Annotated in this window: 19 protein-coding genes; 9 read left to right on the top strand and 10 right to left on the bottom strand. The window is 71.3% G+C overall.

Annotated features, from left to right (window positions below):
• The first annotated feature begins 46 nt into the window (after window positions 1–46).
• Complete coding sequence (locus ACGFI1_RS41775; RefSeq protein WP_138637721.1) at window positions 47–541, top strand: cupin domain-containing protein; 495 nt, start codon at window positions 47–49, stop codon at window positions 539–541.
• 73 nt (window positions 542–614) lie between these two features.
• Here ACGFI1_RS41775 and ACGFI1_RS41770 read toward each other — a convergent pair whose 3' ends face one another.
• The 4 genes from ACGFI1_RS41770 to ACGFI1_RS41755 form a co-directional block, all read right to left on the bottom strand.
• A complete protein-coding gene (locus ACGFI1_RS41770) occupies window positions 615–1,880 on the bottom strand; it encodes a class I SAM-dependent methyltransferase (protein ID WP_386870924.1) in 1,266 nt (421 codons plus the stop codon).
• Window positions 1,881–1,961: 81 nt separating this feature from the next.
• Entirely contained in the window at window positions 1,962–3,329 is a 1,368-nt protein-coding gene (locus tag ACGFI1_RS41765) for an FAD-binding oxidoreductase (protein ID WP_392793208.1), read from the bottom strand.
• A 197-nt stretch (window positions 3,330–3,526) separates the two neighbouring features.
• Window positions 3,527–4,036: a DUF1707 and DUF4870 domain-containing protein gene (locus tag ACGFI1_RS41760; protein ID WP_392793207.1), complete on the bottom strand. Its 510-nt coding sequence runs from the start codon at window positions 4,034–4,036 to the stop codon at window positions 3,527–3,529.
• A 36-nt stretch (window positions 4,037–4,072) separates the two neighbouring features.
• On the bottom strand, window positions 4,073–4,900 hold the full coding sequence (locus ACGFI1_RS41755) for a polysaccharide deacetylase family protein (protein ID WP_392793206.1): 828 nt from the start codon (window positions 4,898–4,900) through the stop codon (window positions 4,073–4,075).
• 150 nt (window positions 4,901–5,050) lie between these two features.
• Between ACGFI1_RS41755 and ACGFI1_RS41750 the strand changes: the two genes are divergently transcribed.
• Entirely contained in the window at window positions 5,051–5,422 is a 372-nt protein-coding gene (locus ACGFI1_RS41750) for a hypothetical protein (RefSeq protein WP_364552779.1), read from the top strand.
• A gap of 196 nt (window positions 5,423–5,618) precedes the next feature.
• On the opposite strand, the gene ACGFI1_RS41745 is transcribed toward ACGFI1_RS41750, so the two are convergent.
• Window positions 5,619–6,578 carry a DUF4192 domain-containing protein gene (locus tag ACGFI1_RS41745; protein ID WP_392793205.1) on the bottom strand — a complete coding sequence of 320 codons (960 nt, stop codon included), beginning with the start codon at window positions 6,576–6,578 and terminating at the stop codon, window positions 5,619–5,621.
• 155 nt (window positions 6,579–6,733) lie between these two features.
• Between ACGFI1_RS41745 and ACGFI1_RS41740 the strand changes: the two genes are divergently transcribed.
• A complete protein-coding gene (locus tag ACGFI1_RS41740; RefSeq protein WP_392793315.1) occupies window positions 6,734–8,779 on the top strand; it encodes an ATP-dependent DNA helicase in 2,046 nt (681 codons plus the stop codon).
• 1 nt (window position 8,780) lies between these two features.
• Here ACGFI1_RS41740 and ACGFI1_RS41735 read toward each other — a convergent pair whose 3' ends face one another.
• The 3 genes from ACGFI1_RS41735 to ACGFI1_RS41725 form a co-directional block, all read right to left on the bottom strand.
• The gene (locus ACGFI1_RS41735; protein ID WP_138639631.1) at window positions 8,781–9,992 is read right to left on the bottom strand and encodes a pyridoxal phosphate-dependent aminotransferase; all 1,212 of its coding nucleotides are present in this window, start codon (window positions 9,990–9,992) and stop codon (window positions 8,781–8,783) included.
• Window positions 9,993–10,069: 77 nt separating this feature from the next.
• Window positions 10,070–12,580, bottom strand: a complete 2,511-nt coding sequence (locus ACGFI1_RS41730; protein ID WP_392793203.1) for an ABC transporter permease — start codon at window positions 12,578–12,580, stop codon at window positions 10,070–10,072.
• Window positions 12,577–13,347, bottom strand: coding sequence for an ABC transporter ATP-binding protein (locus ACGFI1_RS41725; protein ID WP_364552776.1), 771 nt, complete (start codon window positions 13,345–13,347; stop codon window positions 12,577–12,579). The genes ACGFI1_RS41730 and ACGFI1_RS41725 overlap by 4 nt, the downstream gene beginning before the upstream one ends.
• A gap of 228 nt (window positions 13,348–13,575) precedes the next feature.
• Here ACGFI1_RS41725 and ACGFI1_RS41720 point away from each other — a divergent pair, with 228 nt between their 5' ends.
• The 4 genes from ACGFI1_RS41720 to ACGFI1_RS41705 all read left to right on the top strand — a co-directional run bounded on the left by ACGFI1_RS41720 (window position 13,576) and on the right by ACGFI1_RS41705 (window position 17,900).
• Entirely contained in the window at window positions 13,576–14,319 is a 744-nt protein-coding gene (locus ACGFI1_RS41720) for a TetR/AcrR family transcriptional regulator (RefSeq protein ID WP_240808300.1), read from the top strand.
• Window positions 14,320–14,404: 85 nt separating this feature from the next.
• A complete protein-coding gene (locus ACGFI1_RS41715) occupies window positions 14,405–15,406 on the top strand; it encodes an AurF N-oxygenase family protein (RefSeq protein ID WP_138639628.1) in 1,002 nt (333 codons plus the stop codon).
• Between the two features lie 2 nt (window positions 15,407–15,408).
• Window positions 15,409–16,950 carry a flavin-containing monooxygenase gene (locus ACGFI1_RS41710; protein WP_138639627.1) on the top strand — a complete coding sequence of 514 codons (1,542 nt, stop codon included), beginning with the start codon at window positions 15,409–15,411 and terminating at the stop codon, window positions 16,948–16,950.
• Between the two features lie 131 nt (window positions 16,951–17,081).
• Window positions 17,082–17,900 carry an SDR family NAD(P)-dependent oxidoreductase gene (locus ACGFI1_RS41705; RefSeq protein ID WP_138639626.1) on the top strand — a complete coding sequence of 273 codons (819 nt, stop codon included), beginning with the start codon at window positions 17,082–17,084 and terminating at the stop codon, window positions 17,898–17,900.
• A 3-nt stretch (window positions 17,901–17,903) separates the two neighbouring features.
• Here ACGFI1_RS41705 and ACGFI1_RS41700 read toward each other — a convergent pair whose 3' ends face one another.
• A complete protein-coding gene (locus ACGFI1_RS41700; RefSeq protein ID WP_138639625.1) occupies window positions 17,904–19,124 on the bottom strand; it encodes a PP2C family protein-serine/threonine phosphatase in 1,221 nt (406 codons plus the stop codon).
• A gap of 122 nt (window positions 19,125–19,246) precedes the next feature.
• On the opposite strand from ACGFI1_RS41700, the gene ACGFI1_RS41695 reads away from it, so the two are divergent.
• Entirely contained in the window at window positions 19,247–19,738 is a 492-nt protein-coding gene (locus ACGFI1_RS41695; RefSeq protein WP_392793201.1) for a DUF523 domain-containing protein, read from the top strand.
• A 404-nt stretch (window positions 19,739–20,142) separates the two neighbouring features.
• Here ACGFI1_RS41695 and ACGFI1_RS41690 read toward each other — a convergent pair whose 3' ends face one another.
• Window positions 20,143–20,352 carry a DUF397 domain-containing protein gene (locus ACGFI1_RS41690; RefSeq protein WP_392793200.1) on the bottom strand — a complete coding sequence of 70 codons (210 nt, stop codon included), beginning with the start codon at window positions 20,350–20,352 and terminating at the stop codon, window positions 20,143–20,145.
• A 150-nt stretch (window positions 20,353–20,502) separates the two neighbouring features.
• Between ACGFI1_RS41690 and ACGFI1_RS41685 the strand changes: the two genes are divergently transcribed.
• Window positions 20,503–21,324 (top strand): phosphotransferase, encoded by an 822-nt coding sequence (locus ACGFI1_RS41685; RefSeq protein WP_392793199.1) that lies wholly within the window; start codon window positions 20,503–20,505, stop codon window positions 21,322–21,324.
• The last annotated feature ends 89 nt before the right edge of the window (window positions 21,325–21,413 follow it).

The raw sequence follows: 21,413 nt of genomic DNA, 5'->3' as shown, positions 1-21,413 counted from the left end.
CAGGCCCGACCGACCGTTACGAACCATTCCGAACCCAGGAGGCACCATGTCGCTGATCTCGCCGGACTTCGACTCGTCCGTGATCGTCCGCTCCGCCGAGGCCGAGGTCGTCGGCCGGGCCCCCACCACCATCCGGCTGCTCGCCGACAGCAGCTCGACCGGCGGCGCCCTGTCCACCCAGCGGGTCACGCTCACCGGCGGCGCCGACGGCGCCAAGCCGCACCGCCACGACGGCTCCGCCGAACTGTTCTACATGCTGGACGGCACCGCGCAGCTGCTGTCCGGCGAGCAGGTCGTCACCGCCGAACGCGGCGACCTCGTCGTCGTCCCGCCCGGCCTCGCGCACGCCTTCGCCGCCGCGCCCGGCGAGGACGCCGACATCCTCATCGTCATCACGCCCGGCGTCGAGCGGTTCGAGTACTTCCGGCACCTGGAGCGCATCGCCTACGGCAAGGTGCCGCCCGAGAGCCTCCTGGACGTCCAGGAGCTCTACGACACCTACTTCCTCGGCAGCGCCGCCTGGGACGCCGCCCGCGCGTGACCCGGCCCGGACGCCGACGAGCCGACCGAGAACGCCCGGTCGGCTCGTCACACTGGCGGGAGCGGGTCGCCCGTCACGATCCCCAGTCGGGACGCAGCGGCATGTTGCTCGCGCCGTCGTCGTGCACCTTGACGCCGAGCGTCTGGTGCAGCTGGATCCAGTTCTGGTTGAAGCCGAGCACGCAGCCCGCCATGTAGACGCGCCACACCCGGGCGGTCCCCTCGCCCACCTCGGCGACGGCCTCGTCCCAGTGCTCGTCCAGGTTCCGGCACCAGCCGGTCAGCGTGCGGGCATAGTGCTCGCGCAGATTCTCCTGGTGCCGGATCTCGAAACCCGCGTCGTTCATCTGCATCTGGACGTAGCCGGGCCCCTCCAGCTCACCGTCCGGGAACACGTACCGGTTGATGAACCCGTTCTCCTTGCGGGACGGGGCCGTGTTGTCCGGACGCGTGATGGTGTGGTTCAGCATCCGGCCGCCCTTGCGCAGCTTCCCGTAAAGGAACGAGAAGTAGGACGGCAGGTTCGCCTTGCCGATGTGCTCGGTGAGGCCGATGGAGCTGATCGCGTCGAAGCCGGTCTCCGTCACGTCCCGGTAGTCCATGTGCCGGACCTCGGCGAGGTCGGACAGCCCCCGGTCGGCGATCGCCTTCTGCGCCCACTCGGCCTGCTGCTTGGACAGCGTGACGCCGAGCGCCTTGACCCCGTACTCCTTCGCGGCGTGCATCACCATGCCGCCCCAGCCGCAGCCCACGTCCAGCAGCCGCATCCCCGGCTTCAGCGCGATCTTCTTCGCGACCAGGTCGTGCTTGTTGAACTGGGCCTCCTCCAGCGTCGCGTTCTCGTGCGGATAGCACGCGCACGTGTACGCCATGGAGGGGCCGAGCACCCACTCGTAGAAGGTGTTGGAGACGTCGTAGTGGTGCGAGATGGCCTTCGCATCCCGCCGCTTGGAGTGCCGCAGCCACGACGGGATCCGGCTGAACGGCGCCTCCTGCGGCGGCGGGTCCAGCCGGCGCGAGACCGCGCCGCGCAGCAGCGGGTCGCGGAAGACCGAGCCGGCGATCCGCGCCTTGTCGCGCGGCGTCACCTCGCTCAGCACCTGCTGCATCGTCGTCAGCGCCTCGATCATGTCCCCGTCGACGTCGATCATCCCGGTGACGTAGGCGCGGGCGAGGCCCAGCGCGCCCGGTGAGCGCAGCAGGTACGACACCGCGTACGGCGAACGGACGTCGAACCTGATGTCGGCGCCGGGCACCCCCGCCCGCGATCCGTCGTACGCCGTGAACTCCACTGGCGCCTCAGCCCCGGCGAGCCGCTCGAAGACCCTGGCCAGCGTCATGGTGATCCCTCCTGTCTCTCCGCCCGGACCCGGCCTGCCGGCCCTCGGCCCCGTGGGCTCCCCCGATACGGCGGGCGCATGTCAGCGTCCGCGCACGCACTTGTCGTAGAGGTCCAGCAGCCGCTCGGCGGGGTCGTAGCGCCCCTTGAGCCGCCGGTAGGTCTCCCCGTCGTAGTACCGCCAGAACTCGTCCCGGCCGTAGAAGGCCGTCGAGTAGAGGGACTTGTGCCCGTCGAGGGCAGCGACCTTCCGCTCGATGAGCCGGTTGTGGTACTCGGGGATCTGGCCGGGCGGGATGCGGACCGTCCCCCAGAAGCCGACGTTCACGTACGGGCGGCCGGTCTCCAGCGGGTACAGCGGCCACCGCTCCTTCGCACGCAGCGGGCACAGCCAGACGGGGCTCATGCCGACCTTGTCGTGGAAGAACTCCAGGAACTCGGGCAGCCGCTCCACCGGCACCTCGATGTCCTGGATGACGTCCTCGCGCGGACGCAGCCCCCGCCAGCGCTCCGCGCGCGCGATGATGTGGTACCGGCGGTCGTAGGCGACCAGCTTGCGGTACACGTCGGAGCGCTTGTACTTGTCGGGCCACAGCCGCCGGACCGTCGGGTTCTGCACGCCGAACGCGCCCGAGCACCAGAACCAGTCGGTGTCCCAGCGCCAGATGTAGTCGCGGACCGTCAGGAAGTCGACCGACCGCTCCTGGATGGACCGGTAGTAGATCTGCTGGCCGGTGTAGTCGGAGGTGTACGGCGCCGAGTCGGCGAAGAAGCCGAGCGTGATGTACTGCTCGCCGGGGCTGAAGTACGTCCCGTCCATGAAGTCGACGGATTCGCCCTCGAACGTCCCCGACTCGGTGATCTCGCCCATCGCCTTGGCCAGCTCGCCCGCGTCGGTGAACCGCAGGTGCCGGAGCCGGACGTACGGGCTGACCGGCCGCAGCTCGATCTTCAGCCGCAGCGTGTAGCCGAGCGTCCCGTAGGAGTTCGGGAACCCGAAGAACAGGTCGGAGTGCTCGTTGTCGCGCGTCGCCGTGACGATCTCGCCGTCCCCGGTGAGGACCTCCATCTCCAGGACGCCCTCGTGCGGCAGCCCGTCGCGGAACGACGTCGACTCGATGCCGAGCCCCGTCACCGCCCCGCCCAGCGTGATGGTCTTCAGCTGCGGGACGACCGTCGGCATCAGCCCGTGCGGCAGCGTCGCGTCGACGAGGTCCTCGTAGGTCGTCATCCCCTGGACCTGCGCCGTGCGCTCCCGCGCGTCGACGCTCAGCACCTTGTCGAACCCGGACACGTCCAGGCCGGGCGCCGCCGAGGGGTCGCGCCACCGGAACAGGTTCGAGGTCCGCTTCGCCAGCCGTACCGGCGTGCCCTTCGGGATCGCCTCGTAGGACCTCTTGAGCGCGTCCACCGCCCGCTGGTGGTCGCCCTTGACCGCAAGCTCCGTCATCTAGCCCCTCCCTGACCTAGTAAATCGATCATCCCATGCATCGTCCACATAATTCGGACGTTGCAGGTGTCACAGGTCGAGAGGGGAATAACCCCGTCGGCGTACACATCGGTCGTTTCGTCTCCTGGAGGCGACAGAAACCGCTACAGGGCGGCCACGTCAACCTTTCCCCTGAGGCGCATGCCGACAAACCCCGGTCACTTGACCAGGCGCAGGATCCACGGATAGCGGAACGTGCCGCCGGTCAGCGCGTACACCGCCGCGATCGCCGACAGTACCCACGCGACCGCGTACACGATCCCGCCGACGCCGAACGTGACGATCGTGAGCAGCAGCAGCGTCACCTGGAAGTTGACCGCCTCCGCCGCCTGCCGCCGGACGTACTCCGACCGCTTGCCGCTCAGCAGCATCAGCACGAGCGGCCCGACGAACAGCGTCGGCACCGCCACGGCGTGGGCCGCCGCCGCGAGCATCCGGTCCTCCCCCGTGACGGCCTCGGCGACCGGCGCCGCCCGGACCGGCTCCAGGTCGCGGGTGACGCCGCCCAGCTGGCTGCGCGTCTTCGACGTGATCGCCAGCTGGACGCGCATGTCGAACTCGTCCTCGTCGAGCCGTCCCTCGGCGTAGGCGTCCTGGAGCCGCTGGATGGCCGACTCGCGCTCGGCGTCCGAGACCCGCAGGTCCCCCACCGCGTAGCTGCTGTCCATACCCTCCATGCTGGGCGCAGCGGCGCCAGCGGACCATCAGGGATGACCCTGAGCCGCCCCTGAATCGGCCATCGGCCGACCGGTCTGGCCGTACTCCTTCCCCGGGACGAGCCGCCCGCCGTACAGCTCCGACACGGTCACGAACACGTACCCCTGCGCGGCCAGCCGGTCGATGATGCGCGGGACGGCCTTCACCGTCGTCGGGTGGATGTCGTGCATCAGCACCACGTAGCCGGGCTTGACCGCCTTCAGCACCCGCTTCTCGACGTACGCGCTGTCGCGGTGCTGCCAGTCGAGCGGGTCGACCGTCCACAGCACCTGCGCGAGCCCCTGCTCCCGCGCGGCCTTCGCGAGCCGCTTCGACATCGACCCGTACGGCGGCCGGAGCAGCACCGGCGTGACCCCCGACGCCCGCCGGACGGCCTCCTGCGTCCGCGTCAGCTCCGACACGACCTTCTTGCCGGACGCCGTCCCGAGGTCGGCGTGCGTGTAGCTGTGGTCGCCGATCTCGTGCCCGGCCTCGTGCTCGCGCCGCACCAGCTCCGGATGCTGGACGACGTTCTCCCCCACCACGAAGAACGTCACCCGCACCTTGCGGGCGGCGAGGATGTCGAGCAGCTCCGCCGTACTGGCGGCCGGCCCGTCGTCGAACGTCAGCGCCACGCACTTGACCCGCGAGCAGTCCGGAGGCGGCGGCGGTGGTTTCGGCTTGGGCTTCGGTTTCGGCTTCGCGGCCGGGGTTTCGCTGTGCGCGGCGGTGAGCCGGACCTCCGCCGGGGCCCCGCCGAGCGAGCTGAGCCACCCGCACACCGCCGCCGCGAGCACGGCCGCCGCCCCACGCCGGACAAGCTGCAGCCCGCCCATCAACACCCCCGCTGACGTTCCCCCAAGATCAGCCAGTCTAGGGCTCAGGCCCTTGCCCGCCGGGCATTCCGCCGCTGTGTCGGGAACCCGCACACCCGGTATGTCGTTATCGTCGTACACCGCATCCGCGAGCAGAGGACGGGGTGGGCGATGAGGTTCCGGGACCGGTTCGGGATCCGCAGGCACCGCGGGTCCACGGTGACGCGGCTGGACCGCGAGGCGACCGACACCGACATCGAGGCGCTGATCGCCTTCGCGCGCTCGCGCCGCGGCGTCGAGTTCTTCGTCGAGCCGGAGACCTTCGCCACCGACACCACCGCCGTCGCCGTCGCCCACGACGGCGAGTGGACCCGCCGCCGCGTCGGCTCCCCGAAGGTCATCGGCAAGGTGGCCCGCGACCTGGGCCTGCCCATCTACGACGTCCAGATCGTCGGCTACCCGCCCCGCATGCGCGCCTGGAACGCCCGCAACCCCGACCGCCGCATAGACCCCGGCACCCCCGGCCAAGCCGTAGCCCCCTAACCCCCCACCGCACAACAAAGCCACCTCTCCCCCACTCACAGCACAAACACCCGGCGCCCGCCCGCGCTATCGCTAGTGGGCAGGAGCCAGACCACGGCGCCAGCCCGTACGTCGCACAGGCGCATGGCGCTCGCTGCACGTGTGCGGTGACGCGGGCAGTCGAGGCGTCCGTTGGGTTGGAGCTGGGGGCATGGTGTTAGCCGGCCTTTCTGTTGTTGTAGGCGGCGGCTAGTTCGGCCGGCGTCATGCGTAGGGGGAGTTGGGAGGGCGGGATGCCGGCGTTGATGACTTCGCGGAGGATGACGGCCATCGAGTAGGTGGGGTCGGCGTCCAGGGCGCGTTGGAGGGCGACGTTGGCGAGGCCGCCGTCGCCGGCGGTGTAGGCGGCGAACGCCAGGAGGGACGCGGGGGCGGGGGCGTACCGCTCCTCGACGCGGCGGAGGATGTCGCGCCAGAAGGCGATGTCGGCGGCGGGGGCGTCCTCGTCGATGCGGATCCATGCCTCGTCCCGGAAGCGCAGGTCGGTGAGCAGGAGGCCGAGCCAGGCGGCCTCGTCGTCGGTGGGGCTGGCGCGGGCGTGGTCGAGCAGGGCGCGCAGGCGGGCGAGGTCCTCCTCCACCGAGGGGGTGCGGGCACGGTGCCGCTCGGCCCGGGCGGTGGCGGCGCGCATGGCGGCGCGGGCGGGGCCGTCGAAGGGCTGGACGGAGCGGACGAGTTCGTCGCGGTCGGCCAGCGCGACGTGGCCGGCGTAGGTCGCCTGGGCGGCGACGGCGCTGGCGGAGATGTCGTACGGGGTGCCCTCGGGCGGGCAGCAGGCGTCGTGGCAGGTGAGCGACCACCAGCGGCCGGCGGCGACGCGGATCGCCTCGGCGACGGGGACGCCGGACGCGGCGAGGGCTTCCCGCATCGGGGTGGCGGCCGCCTCGACCTCGGCGGCGGGGCCGTAGCCGAGGAGGAGGGAGCGGGCGTAGCCGTTGGCGGCGAGGACGGCGGCCGCCCTGCCGCCGTCGGCGGCCGGTAAGTCGAGCCGTACCGCGCATATGCCGCTACCGCCGTCGAAGCCGATCACGACGAGGCTGCGGGACGGGTGGAAGCCGAGCAGGTAGGGGACGGCGGCGATGGCGTCATGGGCGGTGCGGATCACGAGAGGTGCCATGCCATCGACGGTCGCAGGGCACGGAAGTGCCCGGTGAGAATTCCGTGCACTGTGGATAACCTCGGGGCGGACGTGGGTGTCCGCCGGGGGCGGTAGCGTTGGGCGGCGTGCCCGCCCCTGATCTGCTGAACGCCAGCGATACCCAGATTCCGGACATGCCGACCCTGCTCGCCGCGGCGGTCGCGTCCATCGGGGGTGCCGAGCGCCCCGGCCAGGTGGAGATGGCGCGGGCGGTGGAGAGGGCGATCGAGTCCGGGGAGCATCTCGCCGCGCAGGCGGGCACCGGCACCGGCAAGTCGCTCGCGTACCTCGTGCCCGCGATCCGGTACGCGGTGGAGAAGCAGACGACGGTCGTGGTGTCGACCGCGACGATCGCGCTGCAGCGGCAGCTCGTCGACCGCGACCTGCCCCGGCTGGCAGAGGCTCTCGGCCCCATGCTGGGCACGGAGCTGAAGTTCGCGATCCTGAAGGGGCGCCGCAACTACCTGTGCCTGCACCGGGTGCAGACGGGCGTGCCCGAGGAGGACGACGGGCCGAGCCTGTTCGACCCGCAGCAGCTGTCGACGCTGGGCCGCCAGGTCAAGCGGCTGAACGAGTGGGCGGACGAGACCCGCACCGGCGACCGGGACGAGCTGGTCCCGGGGGTGAGCGAGCAGGCGTGGCGGCAGGTGGCCGTCACGGCGAAGGAGTGCCTGGGCGCCCAGCGCTGCCCGCAGGGGACGGAGTGCTTCGCCGAGTTGGCGAAGGCTGAGGCCGGTGAGGCGCACATCGTGGTGACCAACCACGCGCTGCTGGCCATCGACGCCCTGGAGGAGTTCCAGGTCCTGCCCGAGCACGACGTGGTGGTGGTGGACGAGGCGCACGAGCTCGTCGACCGGGTGACGTCGGTCGCCACGGGCGACCTGAGCGGGGTCGGCGTCGAGACGGCCGCGCGGCGGTGCGGGCGTCTCATCGAGGAGGCCGTCGCCGACCGGTTGAAAGAAGCCGCGGAGGGGCTCGGCATCCTTCTGGAGGATCTGCCTCAAGGGCGTATGGACGTCCTACCGAGCGCCCTGGGCAACACCCTCGTGGTCGTGCGGGACGCAGCGCACGCCTGCATCACGGCGCTCGGCCCCGACAAGAAGGAGTCGGATCCGGGTGACATGGCCGCGCGCAAGGCCGCCCGGTCGTCGCTGGAAGACCTGCACGACACGGCCGTGCGGATGCTGGAGGCGTTCCAGCCCGAGATGGCCGAGCGCTTCGACGTGGTGTGGGTGGACAAGCCGTTCGTCCCGGACGGGCGCCCGAAGCGCCCGCCGGCGCTGCACGTCGCGCCGATCGGGGTCGGCGGCCTGCTGCGGGCGACGCTGTTCGAGCAGCGCACCGCGATCCTGACGTCGGCGACGCTGACGCTCGGCGGGTCGTTCGAGCCGCTCGCCAGGCAGTGGGGCCTGCCGCCGCTGGACGAGAAGGCGCCGAAAGACGCCAAGACGGCCGCGGAAGGGCTCGCCCAGACCGCGACGGAGAAGGGCGAGCAGACCGAGGTCGTGTGGTCCGGGCTAGACGCGGGTTCGCCGTTCGACCACCGGAAGGCCGGCATCCTGTACGTCGCGCGGCACCTGCCGCAGCCGGGGCGGGACGGCCTCGCCGACGCCTACCTGACGGAGATCACCGAGCTGATCGAGGCGGCGGGCGGGCGCACGCTGGGCCTGTTCTCCTCGATGCGGGCGGCGCGGCAGGCCGCCGACGAGCTGAAGGACCACCTGTCCCACCCCCTGCTGTGCCAGGGCGAGGACTCGACCTCCCTGCTGGTGAAGCAGTTCGCCGAGGACGAGCGGACGTGCCTGTTCGGCACCCTGTCGCTCTGGCAGGGCGTGGACGTCCCGGGCCCGTCGCTGCAGCTCGTCATCATGGACCGCATCCCGTTCCCGCGCCCGGACGACCCGGTGTCGTCGGCGCGGTCGCGGGCGGTCGCGGCGCGCGGCGGCAACGGGTTCATGGCGGTCGCCGCGACGCACGCCGCGCTGCTGCTGGCGCAGGGCGCGGGCCGGCTGCTGCGGTCGATGGACGACCGCGGCGTCGTCGCCGTCCTCGACCCGCGGCTGGCCACGGCCAGGTACGGCGGCTTCCTGAAGAACTCGCTGCCGCCGTTCTGGGCGACGACCGACCCGGACGTGGTCCGCGGTGCGCTGCGCCGCCTCGACGCGGCCGCCGCAGAGTGACTCAGCGGCGGTAGCCGGCGAGGAAGTCGCCGATGCGGCCGACGGCGTCCTCCAGGTCGTCGGCGTACTGGAGCGTGACGACGCGGAAGTGGTCGGTGGCCGGCCAGTTGAAGCCCGTGCCCTGGACGATGAGCAGCTTCTGCTGTTCGAGCAGGTCGAGGGCGAAGCGCATGTCGTCCTCGATCGGGTACATCTCGGGGTCCAGGCGGGGGAAGACGTAGAGGGCGCCCTGCGGCTTGACGCAGGACACGCCGGGCAGGTCGTTCAGCAGCTTCCAGGCGCGGTCGCGCTGCTCGCCGAGGCGGCCGGTCGGCAGGACGAGGTCGTCGATGCTCTGGTAGCCGCCGAGCGCGGCCTGGATGGCGTGCTGGCCGGGGACGTTCGGGCACAGCCGCATGTTGGCGAGGATGTCCAGGCCCTCGATGTAGGACTCGGCGTGCTCCTTCGGCCCGGACAGCACGACCCAGCCGGACCGGAACCCGGCGACCCGGTAGTTCTTCGACAGCCCGCCGAAGGTGAGGCACAGCAGGTCGGGGGCGAGCGAGGCGATCGGGACGTGCTCGGCCTCGTCGTAGAGGATCCGGTCGTAGATCTCGTCGGCGAAGACCAGCAGGTTGCGGCGGCGGGCGACCTCGACGACGCGGGTGAGGACCTCGCGCGAGTAGACGGCCCCGGTCGGGTTGTTCGGGTTGATGATGACGATCGCGCGGGTGCGGTCGCCGATCTTGGCCTCGATGTCGTCCAGGCTCGGCTGCCAGCCGTCGTCCTCGTCGCACAGGTAGTGGACGGGCGTGCCTCCGCAGAGGGAGACCGCGGCCGTCCACAGCGGGTAGTCGGGCGTGGGGATGAGGACCTCGTCGCCGTCGTTGAGCAGCGCCTGCAGGGTCATGACGATCAGCTCGGACACGCCGTTGCCGAGGTAGACGTCCTCGACGTCGATGTCGGTGACGCCGTTGTCCTCGAAGCGCTGCACGATGGCGCGGCGCGCGGGGAGGATGCCCTTGGAGTCGCTGTAGCCGTGCGCGTCCGGCAGGTTGCGGACCATGTCCTGGAGCAGCTCGGGCGGGGCCTCGAATCCGAACGGGGCCGGGTTGCCGATGTGCAGCTTGAGGATGTTGTTGCCCTGGGCCTCCAGCTGCTTGGCGCGCTTGAGCACGGGCCCGCGGATGTCGTAGCAGACGTTGGTGAGCTTCCCCGACTGGTTGACCTGCATGGATTTACCTTATCCGCGGCCCGCGCCCGCAATCCCCGTTCCCCCCGGCGTGGCGGGAGGAACGGGGACGGCGCGCGTCACGGCGCGGAGATCGCGGACAGGATCGCCAGCCGCGCCGCGCGCCGCGCGGGGCGGATCGCGGCGAGCGCCCCCGCCACCGCGCCGACCAGCGCGATGACCGCCAGCTGGACGGCGGGCGGGGCGAACGGGTTGCCGAGGGCGCTGCCCAGCCCCCAGCCGAGGAACAGCCCGAGCCCGATCCCGCCGGCGGTGCCGAACAGTGCGACGATCAGCGACTCCCAGCGGACCATCGACCTGATCTGCGGCCGGGTCGCGCCGACCGCGCGCAGCAGCCCGAGTTCGCGGGTCCGTTCGTGGACGGCGAGCGACAGCGTGTTGGCGATGCCGAGCAGCGCGACGACGATGGCGAGGATCAGCATCCCGTAGACGACGGTGATGAACCCCTGCTGCTCCTCCGTCTGCGAGGCGACGAAGTCGTCCCGCGTCTGGACCTCTGGGGCGCCGTACGCCGCGCTCAGCCGGGTCAGGGCGCGGGTAGCGGCGGCGGCCGACGCTCCTGGGCGCAGCTCGACGAACGCCCTCGTGTCCAAGGGCTGCCTGGTGTGGGCGTCCCATACGGTGCGCGGCACGAGGTAGTCGCCGGTCAGGTCGGTGTTCTCGTAGACGGCGCCTACGGTGAGCCGCTGGGACGTGCCGTCGGCGAACGTCACGCCCACCTGCGACCCCGCGCGCCAGCCCTTGTCGTCGGCGACGCTCTTCGACACCGCGAACGTACCGGCGTCCTTCATGGCGCCCTGGGTGACGTCCAGGTCGAGGACGCGGCCGAGGGCGGACGGGTCGGCGACGCTGACGGTCGACGGGTCGCCGTCCACTCGCATGCTGCCGGTCCCGGCCCCGGCGATCTCCCGGACCTCGGGCAGCCGCGCGGCGTCCTGCACGAGCCGGGTGCTGAACCCGCCGGTCTCGTTGTTGCCGGCGTTGACGACGAGCGATCCCTTGAACGACCCGGCGACGCTGTTCTCCAGGGACGCGCCCAGCGACCCGATGAACACCGTCATCAGCGAGACGACGCCGACGCCGATCATCAGCGCGGTCGCGGCGCCGGCGGTGCGGGCCGGGCTGCGGGACGCGTTGTCGCGGGCGAGCCGGCCCGGGACGCCGCGCAGCCGCGCCGCGGGGCCGCCGATGAGGGCCGCCACCGGGCGGGCGGCGACCGGCCCGAGCACGACCATCGCCGCGACGGTGACCACCGCGCCCGCGGCCGCCATCGCCATCTGCTCGGTGACCGCGCCGAACACGACGGTCCCGGCGGCGACGGCGGCGAAGACGCCGCCGACGATGATCCGGGTGTCGGTCGGCCGGGACGCCTCGGCCGCGACCTCGCGCAGCGCCGCCAGCGGCGGCGTCCGGGACGCCTTCAGCGCGGGCCCGAGCGCCGCGACCAGGGTCACCACCAGGCCGACCGGCACCGCGATGAGGATCGAGGTGGCGGCGACGGAGAGGCCCTCCATCGCGATCCCGATCCGGAACTGCATGAACAGCCACCGGAGCAGGGCGGCGAAGCCGAGCCCGCCGACGAGCCCGGCGAGGGTGGCGGCGCCGCCGACGACGAGCGCCTCGAACCCGACGATCGCGACGACCTGCCGGCGCCCGGCGCCGAGGGCGCGCAGCAGCGCCGACTCGCGGGTCCGCTGCGCCATCGTGATCGCGAACGTGTTGTGGATGGAGAACGCGGCGACAAGCAGCGCGACCCCGCCGAACGCGGCCAGCACGATCCGGAACACCCGCAGGAAGCCGCTCTCGACGAGGCTCATGCCCTCCTCGACCTGCGCCTTGTTGGTGACGGCCTCCACCCCGGCGGGCAGGACCGGCTTGATGCGGGACGCCAGTTCCGCCTGGCTGACGCCGTCCTCGGCGCGGACGGCGACGCCGCCGACGCGGTCGGTCCCCTTCGCTACGTACTGGCGGGCGCCCTCCAGTGAGAACGCCGTGAACGACGTCTCGCCGAACGCGTCCTCGTCACCGAACTTGCTGATGCCGACGACGGTCACCGGGACCTTCTGCGGCGTGAGCACCGCCGTGCGGTCGCCGACCTTGAGGTCTCCCTGGTCGGCGAACATCTTGTTGACGACAACCTCGTTGGGCGCGCGTGGGGCACGTCCGGAAACGAGGTGGTACGGGTTGAGTTCGGGGTCGGTCACCCAGTTGCCGGCCGTCCGCGGGCCGCGCGACTGGATCGTGGTGCCGTCCTTGGCGAGCAGCTGACCCGACCCCTGGATGGTGGGCTCGGCGTTGGCGACGCCGTCCACCTGGCGCACCGTGTCCACAAGGGACGCGTCGATCTCCCCGCGCGCGCCCCACGGCGCGTCGCTCACCTTGGTCGCGTTCCGCACGGTCACGTCTGTGCTGCCGTACGCCTTGGAGAAGTAGCCGTCGATGCTCGCCGCGAGCGTGTCGCCGAGGACGAGCGTCCCGGTAAGGAACGTCACGCCGAGGAAGACCGCCACCAGGGAGCCGACCAGTCGGCGTTTGCGTCCCCACAGTTCTTTGAAGACGAGCCCGGTCATGAGTGGTCTCCCAGCCCTCGCATGCGGTCCAGCACCCGGTCGGGCGTGGGGGCGTCCATGACGTCGACGATGCGGCCGTCGGCGAGGAACACGACCGCGTCGGCGTGCCCTGCGGCGACCGGATCGTGCGTGACCATCGCGACGGTCTGGCCGAGGTCGTCCACGGCGTTGCGGAGCAGCGCCAGGACCTCGGCGCCGGTGCGGGAGTCGAGGTTGCCGGTCGGCTCGTCCGCGAACACGATCTGCGGACGGGTGACGAGCGCGCGCGCCAGCGCGACGCGCTGCTGCTGCCCGCCCGACATCTCCGAAGGCCGGTGCGACAGCCTGTCCCCCAGCTTCAGGACGCGGACGACGGTGTCCAGCCACTCCCCGTCCGGGCTCGTCCCCGCCAGCGTGAGCGGGAGCAGGATGTTGTCGCGCGCCGTGAGGGTCGGGATCAGGTTGAACGCCTGGAACACGAACCCGATGCGCTCGCGGCGGAGCTTGGTGAGCCGCCGGTCCGACAGCGCCCCGAGCTCCTGGCCGCCCACGTAGACCTTGCCGGACGTCGCGTCCTCCAGCCCCGCCACGCAATGCATGAGCGTGGACTTGCCGGCGCCGGACGGGCCCATGATGGCGGTGAACCGCCCGTCCGGGAACTCGATGGTGACGTCGTCGAGCGCGCGCACCGCCATGTCACCGGACCCGTACACCTTGCCGAGGTGCTCGGTCCGGGCGCCGCCGTCGACTTCGCCGACCGTTCGTCTTGCCTCTGCTGCGTTTCCCATGCCGGGATCGTGGCCGCGCGCCATGCCGCCCGTCGTCGGGCGAGGAGAGGCACCCGCGCTGCTCCCCCGGACGCACCCGGCCCCGCCCCGGCTACCTCCGCCGCGGTATCCGCCCGCGGCGTCCGCCCGGTCCCGCCGCGAAGATCAATAAGACGCGATGTCCAATTGTGATGCGGGCAACATACATGCAGGCTTGCTTGCTTGTATCCGCGCTCGTACCTTCGAGCCATGGCAGTAAGCAGCCGCCGACGACACCGGCACGGCTCCTCCAGCCGCCGCACGCAGGAGGAACGCCGGTCGCGCACCCAGGCCCGGCTCCTGGAGGCGACCATGGAATGCCTGGTCGACCTCGGCTGGTCCGGGACGTCCACCACGGAAGTGGCCCGCCGCGCGGGCGTGTCGCGCGGCGCGCAGCAGCACCACTACCCGACGAAGATGGTCCTCGTCGCGGCGGCGCTGGAGCACCTCCTGGAGGCGCAGCGCCTGGCGTACGAGACGGCGTTCGCCGTACTCCCGGCGGAGCGCCGCAACGTCTCGGGCGCCCTCGACCTGCTGTGGGAGGTGTTCCGCGGCCGTCCCGCCAAGGCCCTCATGGAGCTGGCCGTGGCGGCCCGCACCGACGACGAGCTGCGGCCGCTGTGCATCGACCTGAACGAGCGGATCCTCCAGGTGATCCTGGAGACCTTCGAGCGGCTGTTCCCCCAGAACACGCTGCCCCCCGACTTCGCCCCGACGATGCTGCGCGCCCTGTTCGCGATGTTCGTCGGGCTCTCCATACAGAACGCACTGGACGACGATGCCGAAGGCCACCAGGCCGCGGTGCTGCGCCAGGTCAAGGACGTCGCGCAGCTGATCGTCCCGCAGCCGGGGGCGCCGTCGGGCGCGCCCATGCCCGACACCCCCGCACAGGCGTCCGCACCGGACGCACCCGAGCCGGCCGCGCCGGACGCGCCCGCGCGGCAATCCGTGTGACCCACTCCGACGACTCCACCCCCCGCACCACCGCCGGCCCGCGATCGGTACGCGCCGGCCGCATCACCCCGAGGGAGCGCCTCACATGCCGAAAGCCCCCACCGAACTCGCCGACGAGGTCCGCGAGCAGGTCAAGGACAAGAAGTCGTACCTCGGCGTCATCGACCGCCTGAACAAGGCGTCGGTGGACAAGCACTGGGAGGCCTACGCCGACATCCCCTGGGACGACCCCGAGTTCACGGTCGACAAGAACGACCCGCGCTGGGTCCTGCCGCCGTTCGACCGGCTCGGCGAGACGGCCTGGTACCAGGCGCAGCCGCCGGAGATCCAGGCGCAGATCGGGCTGTGGCGCGTCGCCACCGCGATGAAGATCGGGCTGCAGTTCGAGAACCTGCTGAAGCGCGGGCTGCTCAACTACGCCTACCGGCTGCCGAACGGCCGGCCCGAGTTCCGGTACGTCTACCACGAGACGACCGAGGAATGTCACCACGGGATGATGTTCCAGGAGTTCGTGAACCGGACGAAGATGCCGATCCGCGGCATGCCGCGCTCGCTCAGCCTCATCGCGCAGGCCGCGCCGTGGATCCCGCTGGTCAGCACCGAGATGTTCTTCGTGTTCGTGCTCGGCGGCGAGGACCCGATCGACTACGTCCAGCGCAAGTCCCTCAAGGGCGGGCACATCAAGCACCCGCTCGAAGAGACCATCATGAAGATCCACATCGCGGAGGAGGCCCGGCACATCTCGTTCGCCCGGCACTACCTCAAGCACCGGGTGCCGAACATGCACCCGATGCGCCGCCGGATCCTCGGCCTGGCCACCCCCGTCGTGCTCGGCGTGATGGCGCGGATCATGCTGTCCCCGCCCGGGCCGATGGTGCGGCACTTCAACATCCCGAAGGACGTCGTCCGCGCCGCCTACCGCAACGACGCGTCGCAGGCGGAGATCTCGAACTCGGTCGGCAAGATCCGCGACCTGATGGCCGAGCTGAACGTGATCGACCCGGTGAACAAGCGGGTGTGGAAGGCGTTCGGCATCTGGGACGAGCCCAAGCAGCGCCGCACCGTCGAATCCGCCAAGGCCGCCTGAGCATGGCGGCGGTTCAGCACCCCGCCGTGGTGACGCCGGCGGCGGGGCCGGGCGGCCCGTACAAGGTCGTCATCGTCGGGACGGGCTTCTCCGGCCTCGGCATGGCGATCGGGCTGAAGAAGGCCGGCGTGCACGACTTCGTCATCCTGGAGAAGGCGGACGAGGTCGGCGGGACGTGGCGGGAGAACACCTACCCCGGCTGCGCGTGCGACATCATGTCGCTGCTGTACTCCTACTCCTTCGAGCCCAAGGCCGACTGGTCGCGGATGTTCCCGAAGCAGGCGGAGCTGCTGCAGTACATCAAGGACATCGTCGACAAGTACGAGCTGGCGCAGCACATCCGGTTCAACGCCGAGGCGACCGGGGCGGAGTACGACGACGCCACCGACACCTGGCAGGTGACCGTCAACGGCGACGAGGTCGTCCGGGGGCGGGCGCTGGTCGCGGGCATGGGCCCGCTGCACCATCCGAGCATCCCCGACCTGCCGGGGCTCGCCTCCTTCGAGGGGGCGACGTTCCACTCCGCGCAGTGGGACCACTCCTACGACCTGACCGGCAAGCGGGTCGCGGTGATCGGGACGGGCGCGTCCGCGATCCAGTTCGTCCCGCAGATCGCGAAGCGGGTCCGGCACCTGACGGTGTTCCAGCGGACGCCGCCGTGGATCCTCCCGAAGCCCGACCGGCCGGTCACCGCGGTGGAGCGGGCGCTGTTCCGGCGCGTCCCGCTCGTCCAGCGCGGCTACCGCAACGGCATCTACCTGATGCAGGAGAGCTTCGTCCTCGGGTTCAAGAACCCGCGGCTGCTCAAGGCGGCCAGTTCCCTCGCCCGGTGGCACCTCGCCCGGCAGGTCCCCGACCGGGACCTGCGCCGCAAGCTCACCCCCGACTACACGATGGGCTGCAAGCGGACGCTGGTGTCGAGCGACTACTACCCGGCGCTGATGCGGCCCAACGTGGAGCTGACCACCGAGGGCATCGCCGAGGTCCGCGAGCACTCGATCGTCACGCGGGACGGCCGCGAGCACGAGGTCGACGCGATCATCTTCGGCACCGGCTTCCACGTCACCGACGCGATGGAGGGCGCGCACATCGTCGGCCGCGGCGGGCTGAAGATCCAGGACGCCTGGAAGGACGGCATCGAGGCGCACCTCGGCGTCGCGGTCGCGGGCTTCCCGAACCTGTTCCTGCTGCTCGGGCCCAACTCCGGGCTCGGCCACAACTCGATGATCTTCATCATCGAGGCGCAGGTCCGCTACGTCCTGCAGGCCCTGGCGATGCTGGACGCGGCGGGCGGCGCGCGGATCTCGGTGAAGCCGTCCGTCCAGGACCGGTTCAACCAGTGGGTGCAGCGCAAGTCGGAGGGGGCCGTCTGGGTCGCCGGCGGCTGCGACAGCTGGTACCTCGACCGCGCCGGCGTCAACCGGGCCGCGTGGCCGGCGTCCACGCTGAACTTCTGGCTGCGGACCCGCCGGCTGGACCCCGGCGACTTCCAGATCGAGCGGGACACCGGGCGCCGGGACGAGCCGGCCGCCTCCGCCTTGTAGCGGCGCGAGTATCGGCGGGCACCGCCCGCCCCCTACAATCCCCCGTAATTGAACATCTCATCCAATTAGCCACCGCGAACCGGGTCGCCCCCATGCGGCCCGGGCCCGCGGTTCATCGAGCGGAGCGCGCAATGAGCATCGCGATCGTGACCGGAGGCGCATCCGGCATCGGCCGTGCGATCGCCACGTCCCTGGTGGCGCGCGGCGACACCGTCGTCGTCAGCGACGTCAACGCCGACGGCGCGGCGAAGGTCGCCGAGAAGCTGAACACCCTCGGCAGGGGCAAGGCGTCCTCCGCCGCCCTCGACGTCACCGACGCCGACGCCGTCGCCGACCTCTACAAAGGCGTCAAGGCCGAGCACGGCCGGCTGGACCTCGTGTTCAACAACGCCGGCATCGCGATCGGCGGGCTGGCCGAGGAGCTCACCCTCGACCACTGGAACCGCGCGATCGACATCAACCTCAAGGGCGTCGTCCACGGCGTCCACGCCGCCTACCCGATCATGCTGGAGCAGGGCTCCGGCCACATCGTGAACACCGCGTCGCTGGCGGGCCTCGTCCCGATGCCGATCGGCATCCCCTACACCGCCACCAAGCACGCCGTCGTCGGCCTCTCCCTCGGCCTGCGCGCCGAGGCCGCCGGACGCGGCGTCAAGGTCAGCGTCGTCTGCCCGTCCTTCGTCGACACCCCGCTGCTGCACAACGTCAACCCGGACCTGCCCGAGACGGCGCTCAGCGGCGACGCGACCGGCGACATCGCCAAGGCGTCCCCGCGCCTCTACACGGCGGAGAAGCTGGCCCGCGACATCATGCGCGGCGTCGCGAAGAACCAGGCGCTCATCGTCGCGCCCGCGCACGGCCGGCTCGCCTGGCGCGGCGTCCGCCTCAACCCGGGCGCCGCCGTCCGCGTCGCCCAGCTCGCCGTCGGCCGGATCCGCGCCGGGAAGTGACGGTCAGCCGGGCAGCCGGCGGATGATCAGCAGCGCGACGTCGTCCTCGGCCTGCTCGCGGCCGATCAGCGCCGCCATCACCGCGGCGCCGACGTCCTCGGGCGGGCCCGCCGACACCGCGCGGCGCAGCCGCTCGATGCCGGCGTTCAGCGACGCGTCCCGCCGCTCGATCAGCCCGTCGGTGTAGAAGCACAGCAGCGCGCCCGGCGGGAGCGCGAGCGTCATGGTCTCGCGGGGCATGTCGTCCCCGAGGCCGATGAGGACGTCCGGCTTCGCCTCGACGGGCTGCGCGGGCTCGCCGGGCAGCGCGAGGATGGGCGGGCAGTGCCCGGCCGACGACAGCCGCACCCGCCGCAGGCCGGGGTCGAACACGGCGTACAGCACGGTCGCCGTCGCGTCGGGCTCGAAATGCTGCATCTTCCGGTCGAGCCTGCGCAGCACCTCGGAGGGGTCGGTGCTCTCCAGCGCGTACGCCCGCAGCGCGCTGCGCATCCGCCCCATCACGACGGCGGCGCCGAGCCCGTGCCCCGCGACGTCCCCCATCACGATGCCGATCTCGCCGGACGGGAGCGTGAACACGTCGTACCAGTCGCCGCCGACGCTGGCCTTGCCGGGCCGGTAGCGCGCGGTCAGCTCGGCGCCGGGGATGTCGGGGAGCGCGGCCGGCACGAGGCTGCGCTGCAGCTCCCGCGCGCCGGCGCGCTCGGCGCGGCTCGTGAGCGACTGCACGGCCATCGCGACGCGCGAGGCCGCGAGCCGCAGGAGCTCGATCTCGTCCTCGGTGAACCGGCGCGGGACGAGCGTTCCGACGTGCAGGACGCCGACGAGCGAGCCGCCGCCGATGAGCGGCACGCCGAGCAGCGACCGCAGCCCCCGCTGCACGAGCAGCGGATTGAACACGCCCGCGGTCGGCACGTCCGCGATGTAGACGGCCTGCCGCTCCGCGGCGACGCGCCCGGCGAACCCCTGCCCGACCGGGACGTGCGCCGCCTGGCTGACCTCCTCCTCTATGCCCTTCGCGGCCGTCGCCACGAGAAAGCGCCGCTGCCGGTCGAGCAGCAGCACGACGGCGGTGTCGACGTTCAGGATCCGGCGCAGCCGGTCGAGCAGCGTGTCGAGGAACTCGTCCACGTCCATATGGGCGAACGCCTCATCGGTGATCGCCCGGATCCGCTCCAGCTCGCGGGCGGCCCGGTCCCCGGTGCCCGCTGAGTTCTCCAACATTCCACCCATATGTTCGTTAGTTGATGTTCTGCAACTATTACCCGAGCTCTGCGGACCGATCCACTAGGTGACGCAGAACACGGCGGTGCCCTTCGCGAAACGGCCGACATAGGCTGGACGCCATGGAACGCATCCTGGTCAGCTCGTGTCTGGCGGGGCGGCGCGTCCGCTACGACGGCGCGGCCAAGCCGGTCGGGGACGACCTCTTCCACCAGTGGCGGACGGAAGGCCGCCTCATCCCATTCTGCCCCGAAGTATCGGGCGGATTGCCCGTGCCCCGCCCGCCCGCCGAGATCGTCGGCGGCGACGGAGCCGACGTCCTCGACGGCACGGCCCGCATCCTCACCGGCGGCGGTAAGGACGTGACCGAGGAGTTCCTCCGCGGCGCCCGCCTCGCCCTGGAGACCGCCCGCCGCTCCGGCGCCCGCATCGCCCTGCTCAAGGAGGGCAGCCCCTCCTGCGGCAGCCACCGGATCTACGACGGCACCTTCACGGGCGCGCACCACGCCGGCACGGGCGTCACGACCGCCCTGCTCCAGCGCGCCGGCATCGAGGTCTTCAGCGAGGACGACCTGGAAGCCGTCCAGGCCCACCTGACAGCTCTGGAAGCCTGACCCCCTCCACCCCGCCCTCCCGCATCCCGTCACCCATCAGCCGCATGCCCTCGGCCCGGCGGCGAGTTCGGTCAAGCCAGCCGACTCCCATCACGCACACGCACACGGCGGCAGTGAAGGATTCGATGAAGTGGATCTATCCGGCCACGGCCATCGACGCGGCGGGTGCCGTCCTCCCCGGAATGTTGGAGCGCGGAACCGGGGGGCTGCTGTGGGCCGGCGGCCTCAGCTCCGTCGTGCCGATGCGATGCTCGGCGGGGCCTAGCCGTCTCCGCTGCGGCGCATCAGCACCGGGCCAAGGGGCATCGACCGATGACCACCGCAAGGAGGGCCGGATTCGTTCATCCCGGCCGATGCCCAGGCCCGTCCGTCCAACGGCTCGGCTTACCGCCTTTCCAGTCGGCTCAGATCTCGTTCACCCGCGCCTTGACCGCCTCAAGGAACGTCGCCCAGTGCTCCGCATCGAGGACGAGCACGGCTCCGGACGGTGCCTTGCTGTCCCGGATCCCGATGCCGGGCCGCAGGCGGGCGACCTCGACACAGTTGCTCGAACCGTTGCTCCGGGAGCTCTTGCGCCACGTGGCGCCATCGCGCGCCGCACGAACCCGATCCATTGACCCTCCCTGGTTGCCGGACCCCTACCCTCATTAAACAAACCATTCAGAAGTGGGGGTTTAGGACGTCCTGAAGTCGATCAATGGTATGACCGCTTGGTCACGATGATCGTGGGCGAGGAGCGTCGGCCCGGCCTAGAAGGGGATGGCATGAGCGACCGGTCGAGCACGCATCTGCTCGAAATCGGAGCCGAGGTGGTGGTCAAGCGCTACCGGTCATGGGAGTACGGGCAACCGGAGCGGGAGTGGACCGCTCTGACGCTGCTCGACGAGCTTGTCCCCGGAACAGCACCAACGCCAGTCTCCGCCGACCTCACCGCCGCCCCACCAACGGTCGTGATGTCCCGTCTGCCTGGGTTACCTCTCTCCGACCCCGTCGGGACGGAGCAGGCCGCTGCGGTCGCGCGCACCGTCGTCCAGGTCCAGGAGGCGATTCCGCGGACGGCCCTGGCCTCACTTCCACCTCGCGCGGGCCGGCCCGCCGAACTGCTGCAGCAGGTGAGGGGATGGTGTGCGGAAGTATCGAGCGTCGATGCTTCCCCACTGGCCGTCAAGGCACTGGCTGAGGGCTCGCAATGGCTCCAACGCCCGGATCTGGCCGACCGGCTCGTTCAGCCGGGAACGCCGGTGTTCGGGACCGGGGACGGGAATCTCGCCAATTACCTGTGGGACGGCTCGGAGGCGCGCCTGGTCGATTTCGAGTACTCCGGCCTCAGCGACCGCGCGTACGAGTTGGCGGAGATGACCGAGCACATCTCGGTACGGCAGCGCGGCGGAGCCGCCCTCGTTCGAGTATTGAAGGAGGTGGCATCGGAGGAGCCGGGGTCTTCGAGGTTCACCGACTGCCGGCGGCTGCACGCGCTCTTCTGGCTGCTCCGGATCCTGGGCAGCGGCCAAGGCCGCTCGCCGGACGGATCGCCCGTCCTGGCCTCCCAGGCGACGAGAGTCCTCGATCTGCTGGGACAGAAATGAGAAAGGCCCCGCCGAAAACGGCGGGGCCTTCCTGCAATATGTGTCCGGCGGCGTCCTACTCTCCCACACGGTCTCCCATGCAGTACCAT

This window comes from Actinomadura geliboluensis, assembly GCF_043197915.1.
GTDB classification, from domain to species: domain Bacteria; phylum Actinomycetota; class Actinomycetes; order Streptosporangiales; family Streptosporangiaceae; genus Spirillospora; species Spirillospora geliboluensis.
This window is presented reverse-complemented; position numbering and strand designations above follow the sequence as displayed.

Coding starts and splice junctions, on each gene's coding strand:
- ACGFI1_RS41755 (WP_392793206.1), bottom strand. CDS start 4,900: ATGGGCGGGCTGCAGCTTGTCCGGCGTGGGGCGGCGGCCGTGCTCGCG.
- ACGFI1_RS41745 (WP_392793205.1), bottom strand. CDS start 6,578: ATGGCACCTCTCGTGATCCGCACCGCCCATGACGCCATCGCCGCCGTC.
- ACGFI1_RS41775 (WP_138637721.1), top strand. CDS start 47: ATGTCGCTGATCTCGCCGGACTTCGACTCGTCCGTGATCGTCCGCTCC.
- ACGFI1_RS41730 (WP_392793203.1), bottom strand. CDS start 12,580: ATGACCGGGCTCGTCTTCAAAGAACTGTGGGGACGCAAACGCCGACTG.
- ACGFI1_RS41715 (WP_138639628.1), top strand. CDS start 14,405: ATGCCGAAAGCCCCCACCGAACTCGCCGACGAGGTCCGCGAGCAGGTC.
- ACGFI1_RS41700 (WP_138639625.1), bottom strand. CDS start 19,124: ATGTTGGAGAACTCAGCGGGCACCGGGGACCGGGCCGCCCGCGAGCTG.
- ACGFI1_RS41720 (WP_240808300.1), top strand. CDS start 13,576: ATGGCAGTAAGCAGCCGCCGACGACACCGGCACGGCTCCTCCAGCCGC.
- ACGFI1_RS41685 (WP_392793199.1), top strand. CDS start 20,503: ATGAGCGACCGGTCGAGCACGCATCTGCTCGAAATCGGAGCCGAGGTG.
- ACGFI1_RS41725 (WP_364552776.1), bottom strand. CDS start 13,347: ATGGGAAACGCAGCAGAGGCAAGACGAACGGTCGGCGAAGTCGACGGC.
- ACGFI1_RS41760 (WP_392793207.1), bottom strand. CDS start 4,036: ATGGACAGCAGCTACGCGGTGGGGGACCTGCGGGTCTCGGACGCCGAG.
- ACGFI1_RS41735 (WP_138639631.1), bottom strand. CDS start 9,992: ATGCAGGTCAACCAGTCGGGGAAGCTCACCAACGTCTGCTACGACATC.
- ACGFI1_RS41750 (WP_364552779.1), top strand. CDS start 5,051: ATGAGGTTCCGGGACCGGTTCGGGATCCGCAGGCACCGCGGGTCCACG.
- ACGFI1_RS41770 (WP_386870924.1), bottom strand. CDS start 1,880: ATGACGCTGGCCAGGGTCTTCGAGCGGCTCGCCGGGGCTGAGGCGCCA.
- ACGFI1_RS41740 (WP_392793315.1), top strand. CDS start 6,734: ATGCCGACCCTGCTCGCCGCGGCGGTCGCGTCCATCGGGGGTGCCGAG.
- ACGFI1_RS41765 (WP_392793208.1), bottom strand. CDS start 3,329: ATGACGGAGCTTGCGGTCAAGGGCGACCACCAGCGGGCGGTGGACGCG.
- ACGFI1_RS41690 (WP_392793200.1), bottom strand. CDS start 20,352: ATGGATCGGGTTCGTGCGGCGCGCGATGGCGCCACGTGGCGCAAGAGC.
- ACGFI1_RS41695 (WP_392793201.1), top strand. CDS start 19,247: ATGGAACGCATCCTGGTCAGCTCGTGTCTGGCGGGGCGGCGCGTCCGC.
- ACGFI1_RS41710 (WP_138639627.1), top strand. CDS start 15,409: ATGGCGGCGGTTCAGCACCCCGCCGTGGTGACGCCGGCGGCGGGGCCG.
- ACGFI1_RS41705 (WP_138639626.1), top strand. CDS start 17,082: ATGAGCATCGCGATCGTGACCGGAGGCGCATCCGGCATCGGCCGTGCG.